The 18893-nt window shown below is 50.0% G+C and carries 17 protein-coding genes; all 17 read left to right on the forward strand.

The features are described from left to right. Positions 1–3: 3 nt before the first annotated feature. The 17 genes from atpB to pstA all read left to right on the forward strand — a co-directional run bounded on the left by atpB (position 4) and on the right by pstA (position 18771). Positions 4–819 (forward strand): F0F1 ATP synthase subunit A, encoded by an 816-nt coding sequence (atpB, locus tag A7Z06_RS11325; protein WP_000135622.1) that lies wholly within the window; start codon positions 4–6, stop codon positions 817–819. A 46-nt stretch (positions 820–865) separates the two neighbouring features. Then, the gene (gene atpE, locus A7Z06_RS11330; RefSeq protein WP_000429386.1) at positions 866–1105 is read left to right on the forward strand and encodes a F0F1 ATP synthase subunit C; all 240 of its coding nucleotides are present in this window, start codon (positions 866–868) and stop codon (positions 1103–1105) included. Positions 1106–1166: 61 nt separating this feature from the next. Continuing rightward, complete coding sequence (atpF, locus tag A7Z06_RS11335; protein ID WP_001052219.1) at positions 1167–1637, forward strand: F0F1 ATP synthase subunit B; 471 nt, start codon at positions 1167–1169, stop codon at positions 1635–1637. 14 nt (positions 1638–1651) lie between these two features. Next, on the forward strand, positions 1652–2185 hold the full coding sequence (gene atpH, locus A7Z06_RS11340; RefSeq protein ID WP_001288587.1) for a F0F1 ATP synthase subunit delta: 534 nt from the start codon (positions 1652–1654) through the stop codon (positions 2183–2185). Positions 2186–2197: 12 nt separating this feature from the next. Further along, complete coding sequence (atpA, locus tag A7Z06_RS11345) at positions 2198–3739, forward strand: F0F1 ATP synthase subunit alpha (protein WP_001176745.1); 1542 nt, start codon at positions 2198–2200, stop codon at positions 3737–3739. Positions 3740–3789: 50 nt separating this feature from the next. Next, entirely contained in the window at positions 3790–4653 is an 864-nt protein-coding gene (gene atpG, locus A7Z06_RS11350; RefSeq protein WP_000896498.1) for a F0F1 ATP synthase subunit gamma, read from the forward strand. A 26-nt stretch (positions 4654–4679) separates the two neighbouring features. Next, on the forward strand, positions 4680–6062 hold the full coding sequence (gene atpD / locus A7Z06_RS11355; protein WP_000190506.1) for a F0F1 ATP synthase subunit beta: 1383 nt from the start codon (positions 4680–4682) through the stop codon (positions 6060–6062). Between the two features lie 20 nt (positions 6063–6082). After that, positions 6083–6502, forward strand: a complete 420-nt coding sequence (locus A7Z06_RS11360; RefSeq protein ID WP_001251965.1) for a F0F1 ATP synthase subunit epsilon — start codon at positions 6083–6085, stop codon at positions 6500–6502. 404 nt (positions 6503–6906) lie between these two features. Continuing rightward, positions 6907–8277, forward strand: a complete 1371-nt coding sequence (glmU, locus tag A7Z06_RS11365) for a bifunctional UDP-N-acetylglucosamine diphosphorylase/glucosamine-1-phosphate N-acetyltransferase GlmU (protein WP_000933711.1) — start codon at positions 6907–6909, stop codon at positions 8275–8277. A gap of 162 nt (positions 8278–8439) precedes the next feature. Next, positions 8440–10269, forward strand: coding sequence for a glutamine--fructose-6-phosphate transaminase (isomerizing) (glmS, locus tag A7Z06_RS11370; RefSeq protein WP_000334114.1), 1830 nt, complete (start codon positions 8440–8442; stop codon positions 10267–10269). Positions 10270–10573: 304 nt separating this feature from the next. Then, positions 10574–11146, forward strand: a complete 573-nt coding sequence (gene lpfA-O113 / locus A7Z06_RS11375; protein WP_000827800.1) for a long polar fimbria major subunit LpfA-O113 — start codon at positions 10574–10576, stop codon at positions 11144–11146. A 46-nt stretch (positions 11147–11192) separates the two neighbouring features. Further along, positions 11193–11924, forward strand: a complete 732-nt coding sequence (gene lpfB-O113, locus A7Z06_RS11380) for a long polar fimbrial chaperone LpfB-O113 (protein ID WP_000088108.1) — start codon at positions 11193–11195, stop codon at positions 11922–11924. Positions 11925–11948: 24 nt separating this feature from the next. Next, a complete protein-coding gene (gene lpfC-O113, locus A7Z06_RS11385; protein WP_000258933.1) occupies positions 11949–14471 on the forward strand; it encodes a long polar fimbrial usher protein LpfC-O113 in 2523 nt (840 codons plus the stop codon). A 10-nt stretch (positions 14472–14481) separates the two neighbouring features. Further along, positions 14482–15549: a fimbrial protein gene (locus A7Z06_RS11390; protein WP_001038771.1), complete on the forward strand. Its 1068-nt coding sequence runs from the start codon at positions 14482–14484 to the stop codon at positions 15547–15549. 246 nt (positions 15550–15795) lie between these two features. Continuing rightward, positions 15796–16836 (forward strand): phosphate ABC transporter substrate-binding protein PstS, encoded by a 1041-nt coding sequence (gene pstS / locus A7Z06_RS11395; RefSeq protein WP_000867164.1) that lies wholly within the window; start codon positions 15796–15798, stop codon positions 16834–16836. Between the two features lie 85 nt (positions 16837–16921). Next, positions 16922–17881, forward strand: a complete 960-nt coding sequence (pstC, locus tag A7Z06_RS11400; RefSeq protein ID WP_000741617.1) for a phosphate ABC transporter permease PstC — start codon at positions 16922–16924, stop codon at positions 17879–17881. Beyond that, a complete protein-coding gene (gene pstA, locus A7Z06_RS11405; RefSeq protein WP_001251991.1) occupies positions 17881–18771 on the forward strand; it encodes a phosphate ABC transporter permease PstA in 891 nt (296 codons plus the stop codon). Before pstC ends, pstA begins: the two co-directional genes overlap by 1 nt. Positions 18772–18893 lie beyond the last annotated feature (122 nt).

An 18893-nucleotide genomic window follows, 5' to 3' on the forward strand; every position in this document is an offset into this window, starting at 1 on the left:
ATCATGGCTTCAGAAAATATGACGCCGCAGGATTACATAGGACACCACCTGAATAACCTTCAGCTGGACCTGCGTACATTCTCGCTGGTGGATCCACAAAACCCCCCAGCCACCTTCTGGACAATCAATATTGACTCCATGTTCTTCTCGGTGGTGCTGGGTCTGTTGTTCCTGCTTATGTTCCGTAGCGTCGCCAAAAAGGCGACCAGCGGCGTACCAGGTAAGTTTCAGACCGCGATTGAGCTGGTAATCGGCTTTGTTAATGGTAGCGTGAAAGACATGTACCATGGCAAAAGCAAGCTGATTGCACCGCTGGCCCTGACGATCTTCGTTTGGGTATTCCTGATGAACCTGATGGACTTACTGCCTATCGATCTGCTGCCATATATCGCAGAACACTGGATCGGTTTGCCGGCACTGCGTGTAGTTCCGTCTGCTGACGTGAACGTGACGCTGTCTATGGCACTGGGCGTATTTATCCTGATTCTGTTCTACAGCATCAAAATGAAAGGCATCGGCGGCTTCACGAAAGAGTTGACGCTGCAGCCGTTCAATCACTGGGCGTTCATTCCTGTCAACTTAATCCTTGAAGGGGTAAGCCTGCTGTCCAAACCAGTTTCACTCGGTTTGCGACTGTTCGGTAACATGTATGCCGGTGAGCTGATTTTCATTCTGATTGCTGGTCTGTTGCCGTGGTGGTCACAGTGGATCCTGAATGTGCCGTGGGCCATTTTCCACATCCTGATCATTACGCTGCAAGCCTTCATCTTCATGGTTCTGACGATCGTCTATCTGTCGATGGCGTCTGAAGAACATTAATTTACCAACACTACTACGTTTTAACTGAAACAAACTGGAGACTGTCATGGAAAACCTGAATATGGATCTGCTGTACATGGCTGCCGCTGTGATGATGGGTCTGGCGGCAATCGGTGCTGCGATCGGTATCGGCATCCTCGGGGGTAAATTCCTGGAAGGCGCAGCGCGTCAACCTGATCTGATTCCTCTGCTGCGTACTCAGTTCTTTATCGTTATGGGTCTGGTGGATGCTATCCCGATGATCGCTGTAGGTCTGGGTCTGTACGTGATGTTCGCTGTCGCGTAGTAAGCGTTGCTTTTATTTAAAGAGCAATATCAGAACGTTAACTAAATAGAGGCATTGTGCTGTGAATCTTAACGCAACAATCCTCGGCCAGGCCATCGCGTTTGTCCTGTTCGTTCTGTTCTGCATGAAGTACGTATGGCCGCCATTAATGGCTGCCATCGAAAAACGTCAAAAAGAAATTGCTGACGGTCTTGCTTCCGCAGAACGAGCACACAAGGACCTTGACCTTGCAAAGGCCAGCGCGACCGACCAGCTGAAAAAAGCGAAAGCGGAAGCCCAGGTAATCATCGAGCAGGCGAACAAACGCCGCTCGCAGATTCTGGACGAAGCGAAAGCTGAGGCAGAACAGGAACGTACTAAAATCGTGGCTCAGGCGCAGGCGGAAATTGAAGCCGAGCGTAAACGTGCCCGTGAAGAGCTGCGTAAGCAAGTTGCTATCCTGGCTGTTGCTGGCGCCGAGAAGATCATCGAACGTTCCGTGGATGAAGCTGCTAACAGCGACATCGTGGATAAACTTGTCGCTGAACTGTAAGGAGGGAGGGGCTGATGTCTGAATTTATTACGGTAGCTCGCCCCTACGCCAAAGCAGCTTTTGACTTTGCCGTCGAACACCAAAGTGTAGAACGCTGGCAGGACATGCTGGCGTTTGCCGCCGAGGTAACCAAAAACGAACAGATGGCAGAGCTTCTCTCTGGCGCACTGGCGCCAGAAACGCTCGCCGAGTCGTTTATCGCAGTTTGTGGTGAGCAACTGGACGAAAACGGTCAGAACCTGATTCGGGTTATGGCTGAGAATGGTCGTCTTAACGCGCTCCCGGATGTTCTGGAGCAGTTTATTCACCTGCGTGCCGTGAGTGAGGCTACCGCTGAGGTAGACGTCATTTCCGCTGCCGCACTGAGTGAACAACAGCTCGCGAAAATTTCTGCTGCGATGGAAAAACGTCTGTCACGCAAAGTTAAGCTGAATTGCAAAATCGATAAGTCTGTAATGGCAGGCGTTATCATCCGAGCGGGTGATATGGTCATTGATGGCAGCGTACGCGGTCGTCTTGAGCGCCTTGCAGACGTCTTGCAGTCTTAAGGGGACTGGAGCATGCAACTGAATTCCACCGAAATCAGCGAACTGATCAAGCAGCGCATTGCTCAGTTCAATGTTGTGAGTGAAGCTCACAACGAAGGTACTATTGTTTCTGTAAGTGACGGTGTTATCCGCATCCACGGCTTGGCCGATTGTATGCAGGGTGAAATGATCTCCCTGCCGGGTAACCGTTACGCTATCGCACTGAACCTCGAGCGCGACTCTGTAGGTGCGGTAGTTATGGGTCCGTACGCTGACCTTGCCGAAGGCATGAAAGTTAAGTGTACTGGTCGTATCCTGGAAGTTCCGGTTGGCCGTGGCCTGCTGGGTCGTGTGGTTAACACCCTGGGTGCGCCAATCGACGGTAAAGGTCCGCTGGATCACGACGGCTTCTCTGCTGTAGAAGCAATCGCTCCGGGCGTTATCGAACGTCAGTCCGTAGATCAGCCTGTACAGACTGGTTATAAAGCCGTTGACTCCATGATTCCAATCGGTCGTGGTCAGCGTGAATTGATCATCGGTGACCGTCAGACCGGTAAAACCGCATTGGCTATTGATGCCATCATCAACCAGCGCGATTCCGGTATCAAATGTATCTATGTCGCTATCGGCCAGAAAGCGTCCACCATTTCTAACGTGGTACGTAAACTGGAAGAGCACGGCGCACTGGCTAACACCATTGTTGTGGTAGCAACCGCGTCTGAATCCGCAGCACTGCAATACCTGGCACCGTATGCCGGTTGTGCAATGGGCGAATACTTCCGTGACCGTGGCGAAGATGCGCTGATCATTTACGATGACCTGTCTAAACAGGCTGTTGCTTACCGTCAGATCTCCCTGCTGCTCCGTCGTCCGCCAGGACGTGAAGCATTCCCGGGTGACGTATTCTACCTCCACTCTCGTCTGCTGGAGCGTGCTGCGCGTGTTAACGCCGAATACGTTGAAGCCTTCACCAAAGGTGAAGTGAAAGGGAAAACCGGTTCTCTGACCGCGCTGCCGATTATAGAAACTCAGGCGGGTGACGTTTCTGCGTTCGTTCCGACCAACGTAATCTCCATTACCGATGGTCAGATCTTCCTGGAAACCAACCTGTTCAACGCCGGTATTCGTCCTGCGGTTAACCCGGGTATTTCCGTATCCCGTGTTGGTGGTGCAGCACAGACCAAGATCATGAAAAAACTGTCCGGTGGTATCCGTACCGCTCTGGCACAGTATCGTGAACTGGCAGCGTTCTCTCAGTTTGCATCCGACCTTGACGATGCAACACGTAAGCAGCTTGACCACGGTCAGAAAGTGACCGAACTGCTGAAACAGAAACAGTATGCGCCGATGTCCGTAGCGCAACAGTCTCTGGTTCTGTTCGCAGCAGAACGTGGTTACCTGGCGGATGTTGAACTGTCGAAAATCGGCAGCTTCGAAGCCGCTCTGCTGGCTTACGTCGACCGTGATCACGCTCCGTTGATGCAAGAGATCAACCAGACCGGTGGCTACAACGACGAAATCGAAGGCAAGCTGAAAGGCATCCTCGATTCCTTCAAAGCAACCCAATCCTGGTAACGTCTGGCGGCTTGCCTTAGGGCAGGCCGCAAGGCATTGAGGAGAAGCTCATGGCCGGCGCAAAAGAGATACGTAGTAAGATCGCAAGCGTCCAGAACACGCAAAAGATCACTAAAGCGATGGAGATGGTCGCCGCTTCCAAAATGCGTAAATCGCAGGATCGCATGGCGGCCAGCCGTCCCTATGCAGAAACCATGCGCAAAGTGATTGGTCACCTTGCACACGGTAATCTGGAATATAAGCACCCATACCTGGAAGACCGCGACGTTAAACGCGTGGGCTACCTGGTGGTGTCGACCGACCGTGGTTTGTGCGGTGGTTTGAACATTAACCTGTTCAAAAAACTGCTGGCGGAAATGAAGACCTGGACCGACAAAGGCGTTCAATGCGACCTCGCAATGATCGGCTCGAAAGGCGTGTCGTTCTTCAACTCCGTGGGCGGCAATGTTGTTGCCCAGGTCACCGGCATGGGGGATAACCCTTCCCTGTCCGAACTGATCGGTCCGGTAAAAGTGATGTTGCAGGCCTACGACGAAGGCCGTCTGGACAAGCTTTACATTGTCAGCAACAAATTTATTAACACCATGTCTCAGGTTCCGACCATCAGCCAGCTGCTGCCGTTACCGGCATCAGATGATGATGATCTGAAACATAAATCCTGGGATTACCTGTACGAACCCGATCCGAAGGCGTTGCTGGATACCCTGCTGCGTCGTTATGTCGAATCTCAGGTTTATCAGGGCGTGGTTGAAAACCTGGCCAGCGAGCAGGCCGCCCGTATGGTGGCGATGAAAGCCGCGACCGACAATGGCGGCAGCCTGATTAAAGAGCTGCAGTTGGTATACAACAAAGCTCGTCAGGCCAGCATTACTCAGGAACTCACCGAGATCGTCTCGGGGGCCGCCGCGGTTTAAACAGGTTATTTCGTAGAGGATTTAAGATGGCTACTGGAAAGATTGTCCAGGTAATCGGCGCCGTAGTTGACGTCGAATTCCCTCAGGATGCCGTACCGCGCGTGTACGATGCTCTTGAGGTGCAAAATGGTAATGAGCGTCTGGTGCTGGAAGTTCAGCAGCAGCTCGGCGGCGGTATCGTGCGTACCATCGCAATGGGTTCCTCCGACGGTCTGCGTCGCGGTCTGGATGTAAAAGACCTCGAACACCCGATCGAAGTCCCGGTAGGTAAAGCGACTCTGGGTCGTATCATGAACGTACTGGGCGAACCAGTCGACATGAAAGGCGAGATCGGTGAAGAAGAGCGTTGGGCGATTCACCGCGCAGCACCTTCCTACGAAGAGCTGTCAAACTCTCAGGAACTGCTGGAAACCGGTATCAAAGTTATCGACCTGATGTGTCCGTTCGCTAAGGGCGGTAAAGTTGGTCTGTTCGGTGGTGCGGGTGTAGGTAAAACCGTAAACATGATGGAGCTGATTCGTAACATCGCGATCGAGCACTCCGGTTACTCTGTGTTTGCGGGCGTAGGTGAACGTACTCGTGAGGGTAACGACTTCTACCACGAAATGACCGACTCCAACGTTATCGACAAAGTATCCCTGGTGTATGGCCAGATGAACGAGCCGCCGGGAAACCGTCTGCGCGTTGCTCTGACCGGCCTGACCATGGCTGAGAAATTCCGTGACGAAGGTCGTGACGTTCTGCTGTTTGTTGACAACATCTATCGTTACACCCTGGCCGGTACGGAAGTATCCGCACTGCTGGGTCGTATGCCTTCAGCGGTAGGTTATCAGCCGACCCTGGCGGAAGAGATGGGTGTTCTGCAGGAACGTATCACCTCCACCAAAACCGGTTCTATCACCTCCGTTCAGGCGGTATACGTACCTGCGGATGACTTGACTGACCCATCCCCAGCAACCACCTTTGCTCACCTTGACGCAACCGTGGTACTGAGCCGTCAGATCGCATCTCTGGGTATCTACCCGGCCGTTGACCCGCTGGACTCCACCAGCCGTCAGCTAGATCCGCTGGTAGTTGGTCAGGAACACTACGACACCGCTCGTGGCGTTCAGTCCATCCTGCAACGTTATCAGGAACTGAAAGACATCATCGCCATCCTGGGTATGGATGAACTGTCTGAAGAAGACAAACTGGTGGTAGCGCGCGCTCGTAAGATCCAGCGTTTCCTGTCCCAGCCGTTCTTCGTGGCAGAAGTATTCACCGGTTCTCCGGGTAAATACGTCTCCCTGAAAGACACCATCCGTGGCTTTAAAGGCATCATGGAAGGCGAATACGATCACCTGCCGGAGCAGGCGTTCTACATGGTCGGTTCCATCGAAGAAGCAGTGGAAAAAGCCAAAAAACTTTAACGCCTTAATCGGAGGGTGATATGGCAATGACTTACCACCTGGACGTCGTCAGCGCAGAGCAACAAATGTTCTCTGGTCTGGTCGAGAAAATCCAGGTAACGGGTAGCGAAGGTGAACTGGGGATCTACCCTGGCCACGCACCGCTGCTCACCGCCATTAAGCCTGGTATGATTCGCATCGTGAAACAGCACGGTCACGAAGAGTTTATCTATCTGTCTGGCGGCATTCTTGAAGTGCAGCCTGGCAACGTGACCGTTCTGGCCGACACCGCAATTCGCGGCCAGGATCTCGACGAAGCGCGAGCCATGGAAGCGAAACGTAAGGCTGAAGAGCACATTAGCAGCTCTCACGGCGACGTAGATTACGCTCAGGCGTCTGCGGAACTGGCCAAAGCGATCGCGCAGCTGCGCGTTATCGAGTTGACCAAAAAAGCGATGTAACACCGGCTTGAAAAGCACAAAGCCAGTCTGGAAACAGGCTGGCTTTTTTATTGCGTGCGCTGCGCATATTTTCATCTGGATAGCAGTACAGCAGGATTTGTGCTGTGGTCATTCATGTTCCGCGATTAACTCTTCTTATATAAACCAGCGAAATTCTTTGCTTGTTTTCTCGTTTATTCATTGATCGAAATAAGAGCAAAAACATCATGCTGACGCTTAAATGAAGGTGCTATCTTACTTTTATGCAGACAAAAGGCGCGCCAATGGTCGAAAATGATGTTTTCGTCAGTGGGGATAATCCTTTATTGCGCAATTTATCCTCTGTCCATTTCACGATGAAAAAAATGTAGTTTTTTCAATGTGAAGCGGTTTAAATTCGTTCTCAAATTACAGTCAGGACGCGTATGTTGAATAATGCTATGAGCGTAGTGATCCTTGCAGCAGGCAAAGGCACTCGCATGTATTCTGATATTCCAAAAGTGCTGCATACCCTTGCCGGGAAAGCGATGGTTCAGCATGTCATTGATGCTGCGAATGAATTAGGCGCAGCACACGTTCACCTGGTTTACGGTCACGGTGGCGATCTGCTTAAACAGTCGCTGAAAGATGACAACCTGAACTGGGTGCTTCAGGCCGAGCAACTGGGCACCGGTCATGCAATGCAGCAGGCTGCACCTTTCTTTGCCGATGATGAAGACATTTTAATGCTCTACGGCGATGTGCCGCTGATCTCGGTCGAAACACTCCAGCGTCTGCGTGATGCAAAACCGCAGGGTGGGATTGGTCTGCTGACAGTGAAACTGGATGATCCAACCGGTTATGGTCGCATTACCCGTGAGAATGGCAAAGTTACCGGCATTGTTGAGCATAAAGATGCTACCGATGAGCAGCGTCAAATCCAGGAGATCAACACCGGTATTCTGATCGCCAACGGTGCAGATATGAAACGCTGGCTGGCGAAGCTGACCAATAATAATGCTCAGGGCGAGTACTACATCACCGACATTATTGCCCTGGCGTATCAGGAAGGACGTGAAATCGTCGCTGTACATCCGCAGCGTTTAAGCGAAGTCGAAGGTGTAAATAACCGTCTGCAACTCTCCCGTCTGGAGCGCGTTTATCAGTCCGAACAGGCAGAAAAATTGCTGCTGGCGGGAGTTATGCTGCGCGATCCGGCTCGTTTTGATCTGCGCGGTACGCTTACTCACGGGCGCGATGTTGAAATTGATACTAACGTTATCATCGAGGGTAATGTTACTCTCGGCAATCGCGTGAAAATTGGCACTGGTTGCGTGATTAAAAACAGCGTGATTGGCGATGATTGCGAAATCAGCCCATATACAGTCGTGGAAGATGCGAATCTGGCGGCGGCCTGTACCATTGGCCCGTTTGCCCGTCTGCGTCCTGGTGCAGAGCTGCTGGAAGGTGCGCACGTCGGTAACTTCGTTGAGATGAAAAAAGCGCGTCTGGGTAAAGGCTCGAAAGCCGGTCATCTGACTTACCTGGGCGATGCGGAAATCGGCGATAACGTTAACATCGGCGCGGGAACTATTACCTGCAACTACGACGGTGCGAATAAATTTAAAACCATTATTGGCGACGATGTATTTGTCGGTTCTGACACCCAACTTGTTGCACCGGTAACGGTTGGTAAAGGCGCAACCATTGCTGCGGGTACTACCGTAACGCGCAATGTTGGTGAAAATGCCCTGGCAATCAGCCGTGTGCCGCAGTCACAAAAAGAAGGCTGGCGTCGTCCGGTTAAGAAAAAGTAATTCTGGCTGGGTAATCCGGCCACCAGGGATGAGGAGATAACATAATCTCCCGCCCAATATGTTGTACTTATAAAAATAACCCCACTCTCTACAAGGCTCGGGGCGCCCGAAAAATCGGGTATACAGGTTGACCGACAACGATATCAATCGGAATTAAAAACTATGTGTGGAATTGTTGGCGCGATCGCGCAACGTGATGTAGCTGAAATCCTTCTTGAAGGCTTACGTCGTCTGGAATACCGTGGTTATGACTCTGCCGGTTTGGCAGTCGTCGATGCAAACGGAAATATGACCCGCTTGCGTCGTCTCGGTAAAGTACAGATGCTGGCCCAGGCAGCGGAAGAACATCCTCTGCATGGTGGCACCGGTATTGCTCACACCCGCTGGGCGACTCACGGAGAACCTTCAGAAGCGAATGCGCATCCGCATGTTTCTGAACACATTGTGGTGGTGCATAACGGCATCATCGAAAACCATGAACCGCTGCGCGAAGAGTTAAAAGCGCGTGGCTATACCTTCGTTTCTGAAACCGACACAGAAGTGATTGCTCACCTGGTGAACTGGGAACTGAAACAGGGCGGCACTCTGCGTGAGGCCGTTCTGCGCGCTATCCCGCAACTGCGGGGCGCTTACGGTACGGTTATCATGGACACCCGCAACCCGGATACTTTGCTGGCGGCTCGTTCCGGTAGCCCGCTGGTTATCGGCCTCGGTATGGGCGAAAACTTTATCGCTTCTGACCAGTTGGCACTATTGCCGGTGACCCGCCGTTTTATCTTCCTTGAAGAGGGCGATATTGCGGAAATCACTCGCCGTTCGGTAAACATCTTCGATAAATCTGGCGCGGAAGTAAAACGTCAGGATATCGAATCCAATCTGCAATATGACGCGGGCGATAAAGGTATTTACCGCCACTACATGCAGAAAGAGATCTACGAACAGCCTAACGCGATCAAAAACACTCTCGCCGGACGTATTAACCACGGTCAGGTTGATCTAAGCGAGCTGGGCCCGAATGCCGATGAACTGCTGTCGAAGGTTGAGCATATTCAGATCCTCGCCTGTGGCACTTCTTACAATTCTGGTATGGTTTCCCGCTACTGGTTTGAATCGCTGGCAGGCATTCCGTGCGACGTCGAAATCGCCTCTGAATTCCGCTATCGCAAATCAGCCGTGCGTCGTAACAGTCTGATGATCACTCTGTCGCAGTCCGGTGAAACGGCAGATACCCTGGCTGGCCTGCGTCTGTCGAAAGAGCTGGGTTACCTTGGTTCGCTGGCAATCTGTAACGTTCCTGGTTCTTCTCTGGTGCGTGAATCCGATCTGGCGCTGATGACCAATGCCGGTACTGAAATTGGCGTGGCATCTACCAAAGCCTTTACCACTCAGCTAACTGTGCTGTTGATGCTGGTGGCAAAATTGTCTCGACTGAAAGGTCTGGATGCCTCCATTGAACATGACATCGTGCATGGTCTGCAGGCGCTGCCGAGTCGTATTGAGCAGATGCTGTCTCAGGACAAACGTATTGAAGCTCTGGCAGAAGATTTCTCTGACAAACATCACGCACTGTTCCTGGGCCGTGGCGATCAGTATCCCATCGCGCTGGAAGGCGCATTGAAGCTGAAAGAGATCTCTTATATTCACGCTGAAGCCTACGCTGCGGGTGAACTGAAACACGGTCCGCTGGCGTTGATTGACGCCGATATGCCGGTTATCGTCGTCGCGCCGAATAACGAACTGTTGGAAAAACTGAAATCCAACATTGAAGAAGTTCGCGCGCGTGGCGGTCAGTTGTACGTCTTTGCCGATCAGGACGCAGGTTTTGTAAGTAGCGATAATATGCACATCATCGAGATGCCGCATGTGGAAGAAGTGATTGCCCCAATCTTCTACACCGTTCCGCTGCAACTGCTGGCGTACCATGTCGCGCTGATCAAAGGCACCGATGTTGACCAGCCGCGTAACCTGGCGAAATCGGTTACGGTTGAGTAATTCTAACCGTTAAGTAAGTAAGGGCTGCCAGCGGGTGGCCCTTTTTCATATTTATTTCCAATAAATTTTCCATTTAGATAACTAAATAAATATATTCTGAATTTTTACCAATGTCCGTTTACGAACTTGATTTACTATTATTTGAATAATATTTATATAATAAATTTATATTCTCCGATTGATTTATAGATATTAATTTAGCTAAACCTGTGTCATTGATGTAATATGTTTGCGAATCATAAATACACTTATTAATATAAGTGATGGTTCGGGTTGAAGGATATATTATATCAATGGAGTTTTTATGAAACGTAATATTATTGGTGGTGCATTCACGCTGGCATCTTTAATGCTGGCCGGACATGCACTCGCAGAGGATGGTGTTGTTCACTTTGTTGGTGAAATTGTTGACAGTAGTTGTGAAGTTACCTCCGATACAGCGGATCAAACTGTTCCTCTTGGAAAAGTCAGTAAAAATGCATTTTCAGGCGTAGGTAGCATGGCATCGCCACAGCAGTTTAGTATTAAACTGGAGAAATGCCCGGCAACGTACACTCAGGCTGCGGTTCGTTTTGATGGTACAGAAGCACCTGGCGGCGATGGCGATCTGAAAGTGGGTACTCCGACTACAGCTGCCGATCCGGGTGATTATACCGGCACCGGGGCAGCGATTGTGGCCACTGGTGTTGGTATCCGTATCTTTAACCAGGCTGACAACTCTCAGGTCAAACTTTATAACGACTCAGCTTATACCACTATCGATGGTAACGGCACTGCGGAAATGAAATTTATTGCACGCTATGTTGCAACAAATGCAGTCGTAACGGCGGGTACAGCGAACGCCGATTCACAATTTACTATCGAATATAAGAAATAATTTATCAGAGCCTTTTTATTCAGTTGGCTTTGGCCAGGGAGTTATTATGTCCAGAAAAAGTTGTTTAATCAGGCTCTTTAAAACAACCCTTTGGTACAAATTATTTATCGCGATTATGTTAAGCCTTTTTTTAGGCCAGCCAGCATTAACCTATGCAGGCGTTGTCATTGGCGGTACGCGGGTTGTTTACATAAGTAATAATGCAGATAAATCTATTTCTGTATTCAGCAAGGAAGAGAAGATCCCTTATCTCATCCAGTCATGGGTGGATCCGTTTAATAAAGATGATAAAAGTAAAGCGCCCTTTACTGTTATACCTCCTGTATCCCGACTTGAACCCGGACAAGAAAAAGTATTACGTATTCTTCACACGAAGGGAATGTCATTACCCGACGACCGTGAATCCGTCTTCTGGCTGAATATCAAAAATATTCCGCCTGCAGCAACCAATAAAGCGGCTAACTCTTTGGAAATTGCTGTTAAAACGCGTATCAAGCTGTTCTGGCGACCAGCAACTATTCGACTTATTCCTGAAGATGCAGCGCCTAAGGTTAAGTGGCGCCGTGAAGGCAAAAATCTGATTGCTGAAAATCCAAACCCGATTCATATCAGTGTGATGGATGTCATTGTTGATGGCCATGATGTGCCTCTCAATATGATCCGTCCTTTCGAAACGCTCTCTTTACCGTTGCCTGCCAATTCTGCAGGTAACCAAATGACCTGGCGATTCATAAATGATTATGGCGCGATAAGCGAACCGCTAAAAAACGCACTGTAAGCATGGCATAAGGATAGGCGTATTATGGTTACGACCAGAATAGCGGTTGGCCTGATGGCAGGGACGTGTCTGATATTCTCACATAGTCTGATGGCCCAGGTCAGCGTATTTAACCCGGCGCTACTGGAAATCGACCATCAATCCGGGGTCGACATTCGTCAGTTTAACCGGGCAAATATGATGCCTCCCGGCGTTTATAGCGTTGATATTTTTATCAACGGTAAAATGTTTGAACGTCAGGATGTGACATTTGTTCAGGATAATCCCGATGCTGATTTACACGCCTGCTTTGTCGCTATAAAAAAAACGCTGATCTCCTTTGGCGTAAAAGTTGATGCACTGAAATCGCTCAATGATGTGGATGAAACGGTCTGTATTGATCCTGAGCCACGCATTGAAGGCTCATCCTGGCAACTGGACAGCGATAAACTGCAACTGAATATCTCCATTCCCCAAATCTACATGGACGCGATGGCCTACGATTACATAAGCCCTACGCGTTGGGATGAGGGGATTAATGCGCTCACTATCAACTACGATTTTTCCGGTTCACATACCCTGCGTTCTGATTATGGTTCTCAGGAGACGAATACCAGCTATCTCAACCTGCGCAACGGACTGAATATTGGGCCGTGGCGATTACGCAATTACAGTACTTTAAACACAACCGATGGTCGTGCGGATTACAACTCTATAAGCACCTGGATACAACGTAATATTGCCGCGTTACGAAGCCAGATTATGATCGGCGATACGTGGACGGCGAGCGATATTTTCGACAGCACGCAAATCCGTGGCGCACGTCTTTATACCGATAACGATATGTTGCCTGCCAGCCAGAATGGATTTGCCCCTGTGGTGCGTGGCATTGCCAAGTCCAACGCCACGGTCATCATTCGTCAAAGTGGTTATGTGATTTACCAGTCTGCCGTTCCACTAGGTGCCTTTGAAATTACTGACCTGAACACTGCCAGTTCAGGGGGAGATTTGGACGTAACTATCAAGGAAGAAGATGGTAGCGAACAACGATTCACCCAACCTTACGCCACTTTGGCAATCCTTAAGCGTGAAGGTCAAACAGATGTCGATATCAGTGTGGGTGAATTACGCGATGAAGATGGATTTATGCCAGATGTCATCCAGGCGCAGATCCTTCATGGCCTGCCGCATGGGTTTACGTTGTATGGTGGTTTACAGGCTACCGAGAATTATGGTTCAGCAGCGTTAGGGATGGGTAAAGATCTTGGTTCTCTGGGTGCTATCTCGTTCGATGTGACTCATGCGCGTGCAAAATTTAGTCATGATGATACGGAAACCGGACAGTCCTATCGCTTTCTGTATTCGAAACGTTTTGATGATACGGACACCAGTTTGCGTCTGGTTGGCTATCGTTATTCCACTGAAGGCTACTATACCCTCAACGAATGGGCGTCACGGAGCAACAGTCCTGACGATTTCTGGCAAACCGGTAACCGCCGCAGTCGTGTGGAAGGAACGCTAACGCAGTCGCTGGGAAGAGATTACGGCAACGTATACCTGACATTAAGTCGTCAGCAGTACTGGCATACCGATGATGTCGAGCGATTAATGCAATTTGGCTACAGCAGTAGCTGGAAGCGTCTCTCGTGGAATATCTCCTGGAGTTATTCCAATACCGCTCGTCAGGGGACGAGTAATAATTATGCCAGTGATAACAGCAGTGAGCAGATCTACATGCTCTCTTTATCTGTGCCTTTATCTGGCTGGTGGGGGAATAGTTACGCCACATATTCCGTTTCACAAAATGATAATTCCGGCAGTTCACATCAAGTAGGGATAAGCGGAACAGCCCTGGAAAAAAATAATCTGTCCTGGAATTTAATGCAGTCTTATAACAGCCACGATGATGAAGTTGGCGGGAATATGTCACTGTCTTATGACGGCACCTACGGTTCGTTGAACGGCAGTTATAATTACAGCCAAAATTCCCAGCGACTCAATTACGGTATTAAGGGCGGAATTCTGGCGCACAGCGAAGGGGTAACGTTAAGTCAGGAGTTAGGTGAAACCATCGCTCTGGTTAAAGCACCAGGCGCAGCCGGGCTGGAAATTGATAATATGCGCGGTGCCGCAACGGACTGGCGTGGCTACACGGTCAAGACACAACTAAATCCGTATGATGAAAACCGAGTGGCAATCAGTGATAACTATTTCTCGAAAGCCAATGTCGAGCTTGATAATACCGTCGTGACGATGATTCCGACGCGTGGCGCAGTGGTTAAAGCAGAGTTTGTTACGCATGTGGGTTACCGTGTTTTATTCAGAGTCATGAATGTAAACGGTAAGCCAGCACCATTTGGCGCGATGGCATCAGTACAAAGTACGTCCTCTGCAAACTCAGGGATTGTGGGGGAGCATGGCGAGCTTTATCTCTCGGGGCTTCCTGAAAAGGGACAAGTAACATTATCCTGGGGCGAAAATGCGACCACAAAATGTACCTTCGATTACACTCTCTCATTACCTGCAAGTGAAAGTGGATTAATTGAGCAAGACGTGACATGTCATTAAAAGGATTTTTATGAACAAGAATATTATACGATGGTGGTTGGCGATTCTTATTGTCTCTTTTAGTGGCACAATACTAGCTGCGCCTAAAGGTATCTGTACTCCAGATAATGGGGTTTTCCATAGTACGCTTAATTTTTCAGGCTATCTTATTACAGCGAACCAGAACAGAGTAGGTACGATATTTAACACTACGGTGAGTAATGGTGGCTCTTATCCAGGTCGCTGTCATTGTGATACGGGGCCTTTAGATCGATTCTCCTTTATTTACTACACAGCCAGAATCAATGATGCCTTAAGCTTTGCTGGTGTTCACTCAGGCTTGAATTATTATAATCTTAATCCGAATCTCGATGTGGGTATTGCAATTGATATTCTCGGAGTAGGAATGGTTAATGCACCGTTTGACTATCAGCCTAATAAGCCTTCTAACAGTTATGATTGTGGCCGTATTTCCCCCTTGAATATTTCCAGCGGTGCAAGAGCACAAATTTATTTTTATATCAAAAAAACCTTTGTGGGAAAGTTAATTATTCCTGAAACAAAGATATCTACGTTGTATGGAACCATAAGTCGTGATACGCCGGTTGATTATTCTCAACCGATGGCTGATGTTTACATTCACGGCGATATCACTGCGGCACAAACTTGCGAAATTAATAATTTACAACCGGTTTATTTTGATTTTAAAGAAATACCCGCCGCAGATTTTTCCTCTGTTACCGGGAGTGCGGTAACAACGCATAAAATCACTAAAACCGTCACTATTGAGTGTGAAAACATGGGGTTACTGAATACAGACGATATCACCACATCATTTTATGCTACTGAATCCAGTACGGATAATTCTATGGTTGTAACGTCAAACCCCAACGTGGGGGTAAAAATATACGATAAAAATAATAAGGAAATCAAAGTAAACGGAGGCGAATTGTCGACAGATATGGGCAAAACAACCGTCTATGGAGAGAAAGCTGGCAACGTCACTTTTTCTGCCGCACCTGCAAGTCTCACTGGAGCTCGCCCTGCGCCAGGAACATTTACCGCGACTGCAACCATAACAATTGAGATTGTTCGCTAACCGAACTGACAGCGGTGCTCCTCACACCGTTGTCATTTTACGCATTTTTGGCTGTATATTTTCATCCGACATGACAAAACGATGACATCGCTTTCCTTTTTTTCTTCAAATAAATTAAATACTTAAATAATAATCCTGATTTGTCATAAAACTGTCATAAACCTTACATATAACTGTCACCTGTTTGTCCTATTTTGCTTCTCGTAGCCAACAAACAATGCTTTATGAATCCTCCCAGGAGACATTATGAAAGTTATGCGTACCACCGTCGCAACTGTTGTCGCCGCGACCTTATCGATGAGTGCTTTCTCTGTGTTTGCAGAAGCAAGCCTGACAGGTGCAGGTGCAACCTTCCCTGCGCCGGTGTATGCCAAATGGGCTGACACTTACCAGAAAGAAACCGGTAATAAAGTTAACTACCAGGGTATCGGTTCTTCCGGTGGCGTAAAACAGATTATCGCCAATACCGTTGATTTCGGTGCTTCAGACGCGCCGCTGTCTGACGAAAAACTGGCTCAGGAAGGCCTTTTCCAGTTTCCGACCGTGATTGGCGGCGTGGTGCTGGCGGTTAACCTGCCGGGTCTGAAATCTGGTGAACTGGTGCTGGATGGTAAAACTCTCGGTGACATCTACCTGGGCAAAATCAAAAAGTGGGATGACGAAGCCATCGCTAAACTCAATCCGGGTCTGAAACTGCCTTCACAGAACATTGCCGTAGTGCGCCGCGCAGATGGCTCCGGGACTTCCTTCGTCTTCACCAGCTACCTGGCGAAAGTGAACGAAGAGTGGAAAAACAACGTTGGTACTGGCTCTACCGTAAAATGGCCGATCGGTCTGGGCGGTAAAGGTAACGACGGTATCGCCGCGTTCGTTCAGCGTCTGCCGGGTGCAATTGGTTACGTTGAATATGCTTACGCTAAGCAGAACAACCTGGCGTACACCAAACTGATCTCCGCTGATGGTAAACCGGTTAGTCCGACCGAAGAAAACTTCGCTAATGCAGCAAAAGGTGCAGACTGGAGCAAAACCTTCGCTCAGGATCTGACCAACCAGAAAGGCGAAGATGCATGGCCTATTACCTCTACCACGTTCATACTGATCCACAAAGATCAGAAGAAACCTGAGCAGGGTGTAGAAGTGCTGAAGTTCTTCGACTGGGCATACAAAACCGGGGCTAAACAGGCTAACGACCTTGATTACGCCAGCCTGCCGGAGAGCGTTGTAGAACAGGTTCGCGCTGCGTGGAAGACCAATATTAAAGACAGTAGCGGTAAGCCGCTGTACTAATAAAACACCATGCCGGATAAGGTCTTTACGTCGTATCCGGCATTACAAAATGACTTTGTAAACGCGTTTAACTGAAGAGTAACTTATGGCTGCAACCAAGCCTGCTTTTAACCCACCGGGTAAAAAGGGCGACATAATTTTCAGCGTGCTGGTAAAACTGGCGGCGCTGATTGTGCTATTGATGTTGGGTGGCATTATTGTCTCTCTGATCATCTCCTCCTGGCCGAGCATTCAGAAATTTGGTCTGGCTTTCCTGTGGACCAAAGAGTGGGATGCGCCGAACGATATCTACGGGGCGCTGGTGCCGATCTACGGTACGCTGGTGACCTCGTTTATCGCGCTGCTGATCGCCGTTCCGGTGAGTTTCGGTATCGCCCTGTTCCTGACCGAGCTTGCGCCAGGCTGGCTGAAACGCCCGCTGGGGATCGCCATTGAGCTGCTGGCAGCCATTCCAAGTATCGTTTACGGCATGTGGGGCCTGTTTATCTTCGCGCCGCTGTTTGCCGTTTACTTCCAGGAGCCAGTCGGCAATATCCTGTCGAATATCCCGATTGTCGGCGCGCTGTTCTCCGGACCGGCCTTTGGTATCGGTATCCTCGCGGCAGGCGTGATCCTCGCCATCATGATCATTCCGTACATTGCGGCGGTCATGCGCGATGTGTTCGAACAGACACCTGTGATGATGAAAGAGTCGGCCTACGGTATCGGCTGCACCACCTGGGAAGTTATCTGGCGTATCGTTCTTCCGTTCACCAAAAATGGTGTTATCGGCGGCATTATGCTGGGGCTGGGGCGCGCGCTCGGTGAAACCATGGCGGTGACCTTTATCATCGGTAACACCTATCAGCTCGACAGCGCCTCGCTGTACATGCCGGGCAACAGTATCACCTCTGCGCTGGCGAACGAATTTGCGGAAGCGGAATCTGGCCTGCACGTTGCCGCACTGATGGAACTGGGCCTGATCCTGTTTGTAATTACCTTCATCGTACTGGCCGCATCGAAGTTTATGATTATGCGCCTGGCTAAGAATGAGGGGGCACGCTAATGGCTATGGTTGAAATGCAAACCACTGCGGCGCTGGCGGAATCACGCCGCAAAATGCAGGCGCGTCGCCGCCTCAAAAACCGTATTGCGCTGACGCTCTCAATGGCGACGATGGCCTTCGGCCTGTTCTGGCTGATCTGGATTTTAATGTCCACCATCACTCGCGGAATCGACGGTATGTCGCTGGCGCTGTTCACCGAAATGACGCCGCCGCCAAATACGGAAGGTGGTGGTCTGGCGAACGCCCTGGCGGGTAGCGGCCTGTTAATTTTGTGGGCCACGGTATTCGGTACGCCGCTGGGTATTATGGCGGGGATTTATCTGGCGGAGTATGGCCGTAAATCCTGGCTGGCAGAAGTGATTCGCTTTATTAACGACATTCTGCTCTCCGCTCCGTCGATTGTGGTTGGTCTGTTTGTTTATACCATCGTGGTGGCGCAGATGGAGCACTTCTCCGGCTGGGCGGGCGTAATTGCGCTGGCGCTGTTGCAGGTGCCGATTGTTATCCGTACCACCGAGAACATGCTGAAACTGGTGCCGGACAGCCTGCGTGAAGCGGCTTATGCGCTGGGTACGCCGAAGTGGAAGATGATCTCCGCGATTACGCTGAAAGCGTCGGTGTCCGGGATCATGACCGGTATCCTGCTGGCGATTGCCCGTATTGCCGGTGAAACCGCGCCGCTGCTGTTTACCGCGCTCTCCAACCAGTTCTGGAGCACGGACATGATGCAGCCGATCGCCAACCTGCCGGTGACGATCTTTAAGTTTGCGATGAGCCCATTTGCGGAATGGCAGCAACTGGCCTGGGCCGGGGTATTGATCATCACCCTGTGCGTCCTGCTGCTGAACATTCTGGCGCGCGTTGTTTTTGCGAAGAATAAACACGGTTGATATTGCTGACACGGTTTTCCCCTCACCCTAACCCTCTCCCCAGAGGGGCGAGGGGACCGATCGAGCGCCTTTTTGACTCTGTACACGGTTAACACTTTGTCGGATGCGGCGTGAGCGCCTTA

This window comes from Escherichia sp. MOD1-EC6819 (assembly GCF_002965765.1).
Classification (GTDB): Bacteria; Pseudomonadota; Gammaproteobacteria; order Enterobacterales; family Enterobacteriaceae; genus Escherichia; species Escherichia ruysiae.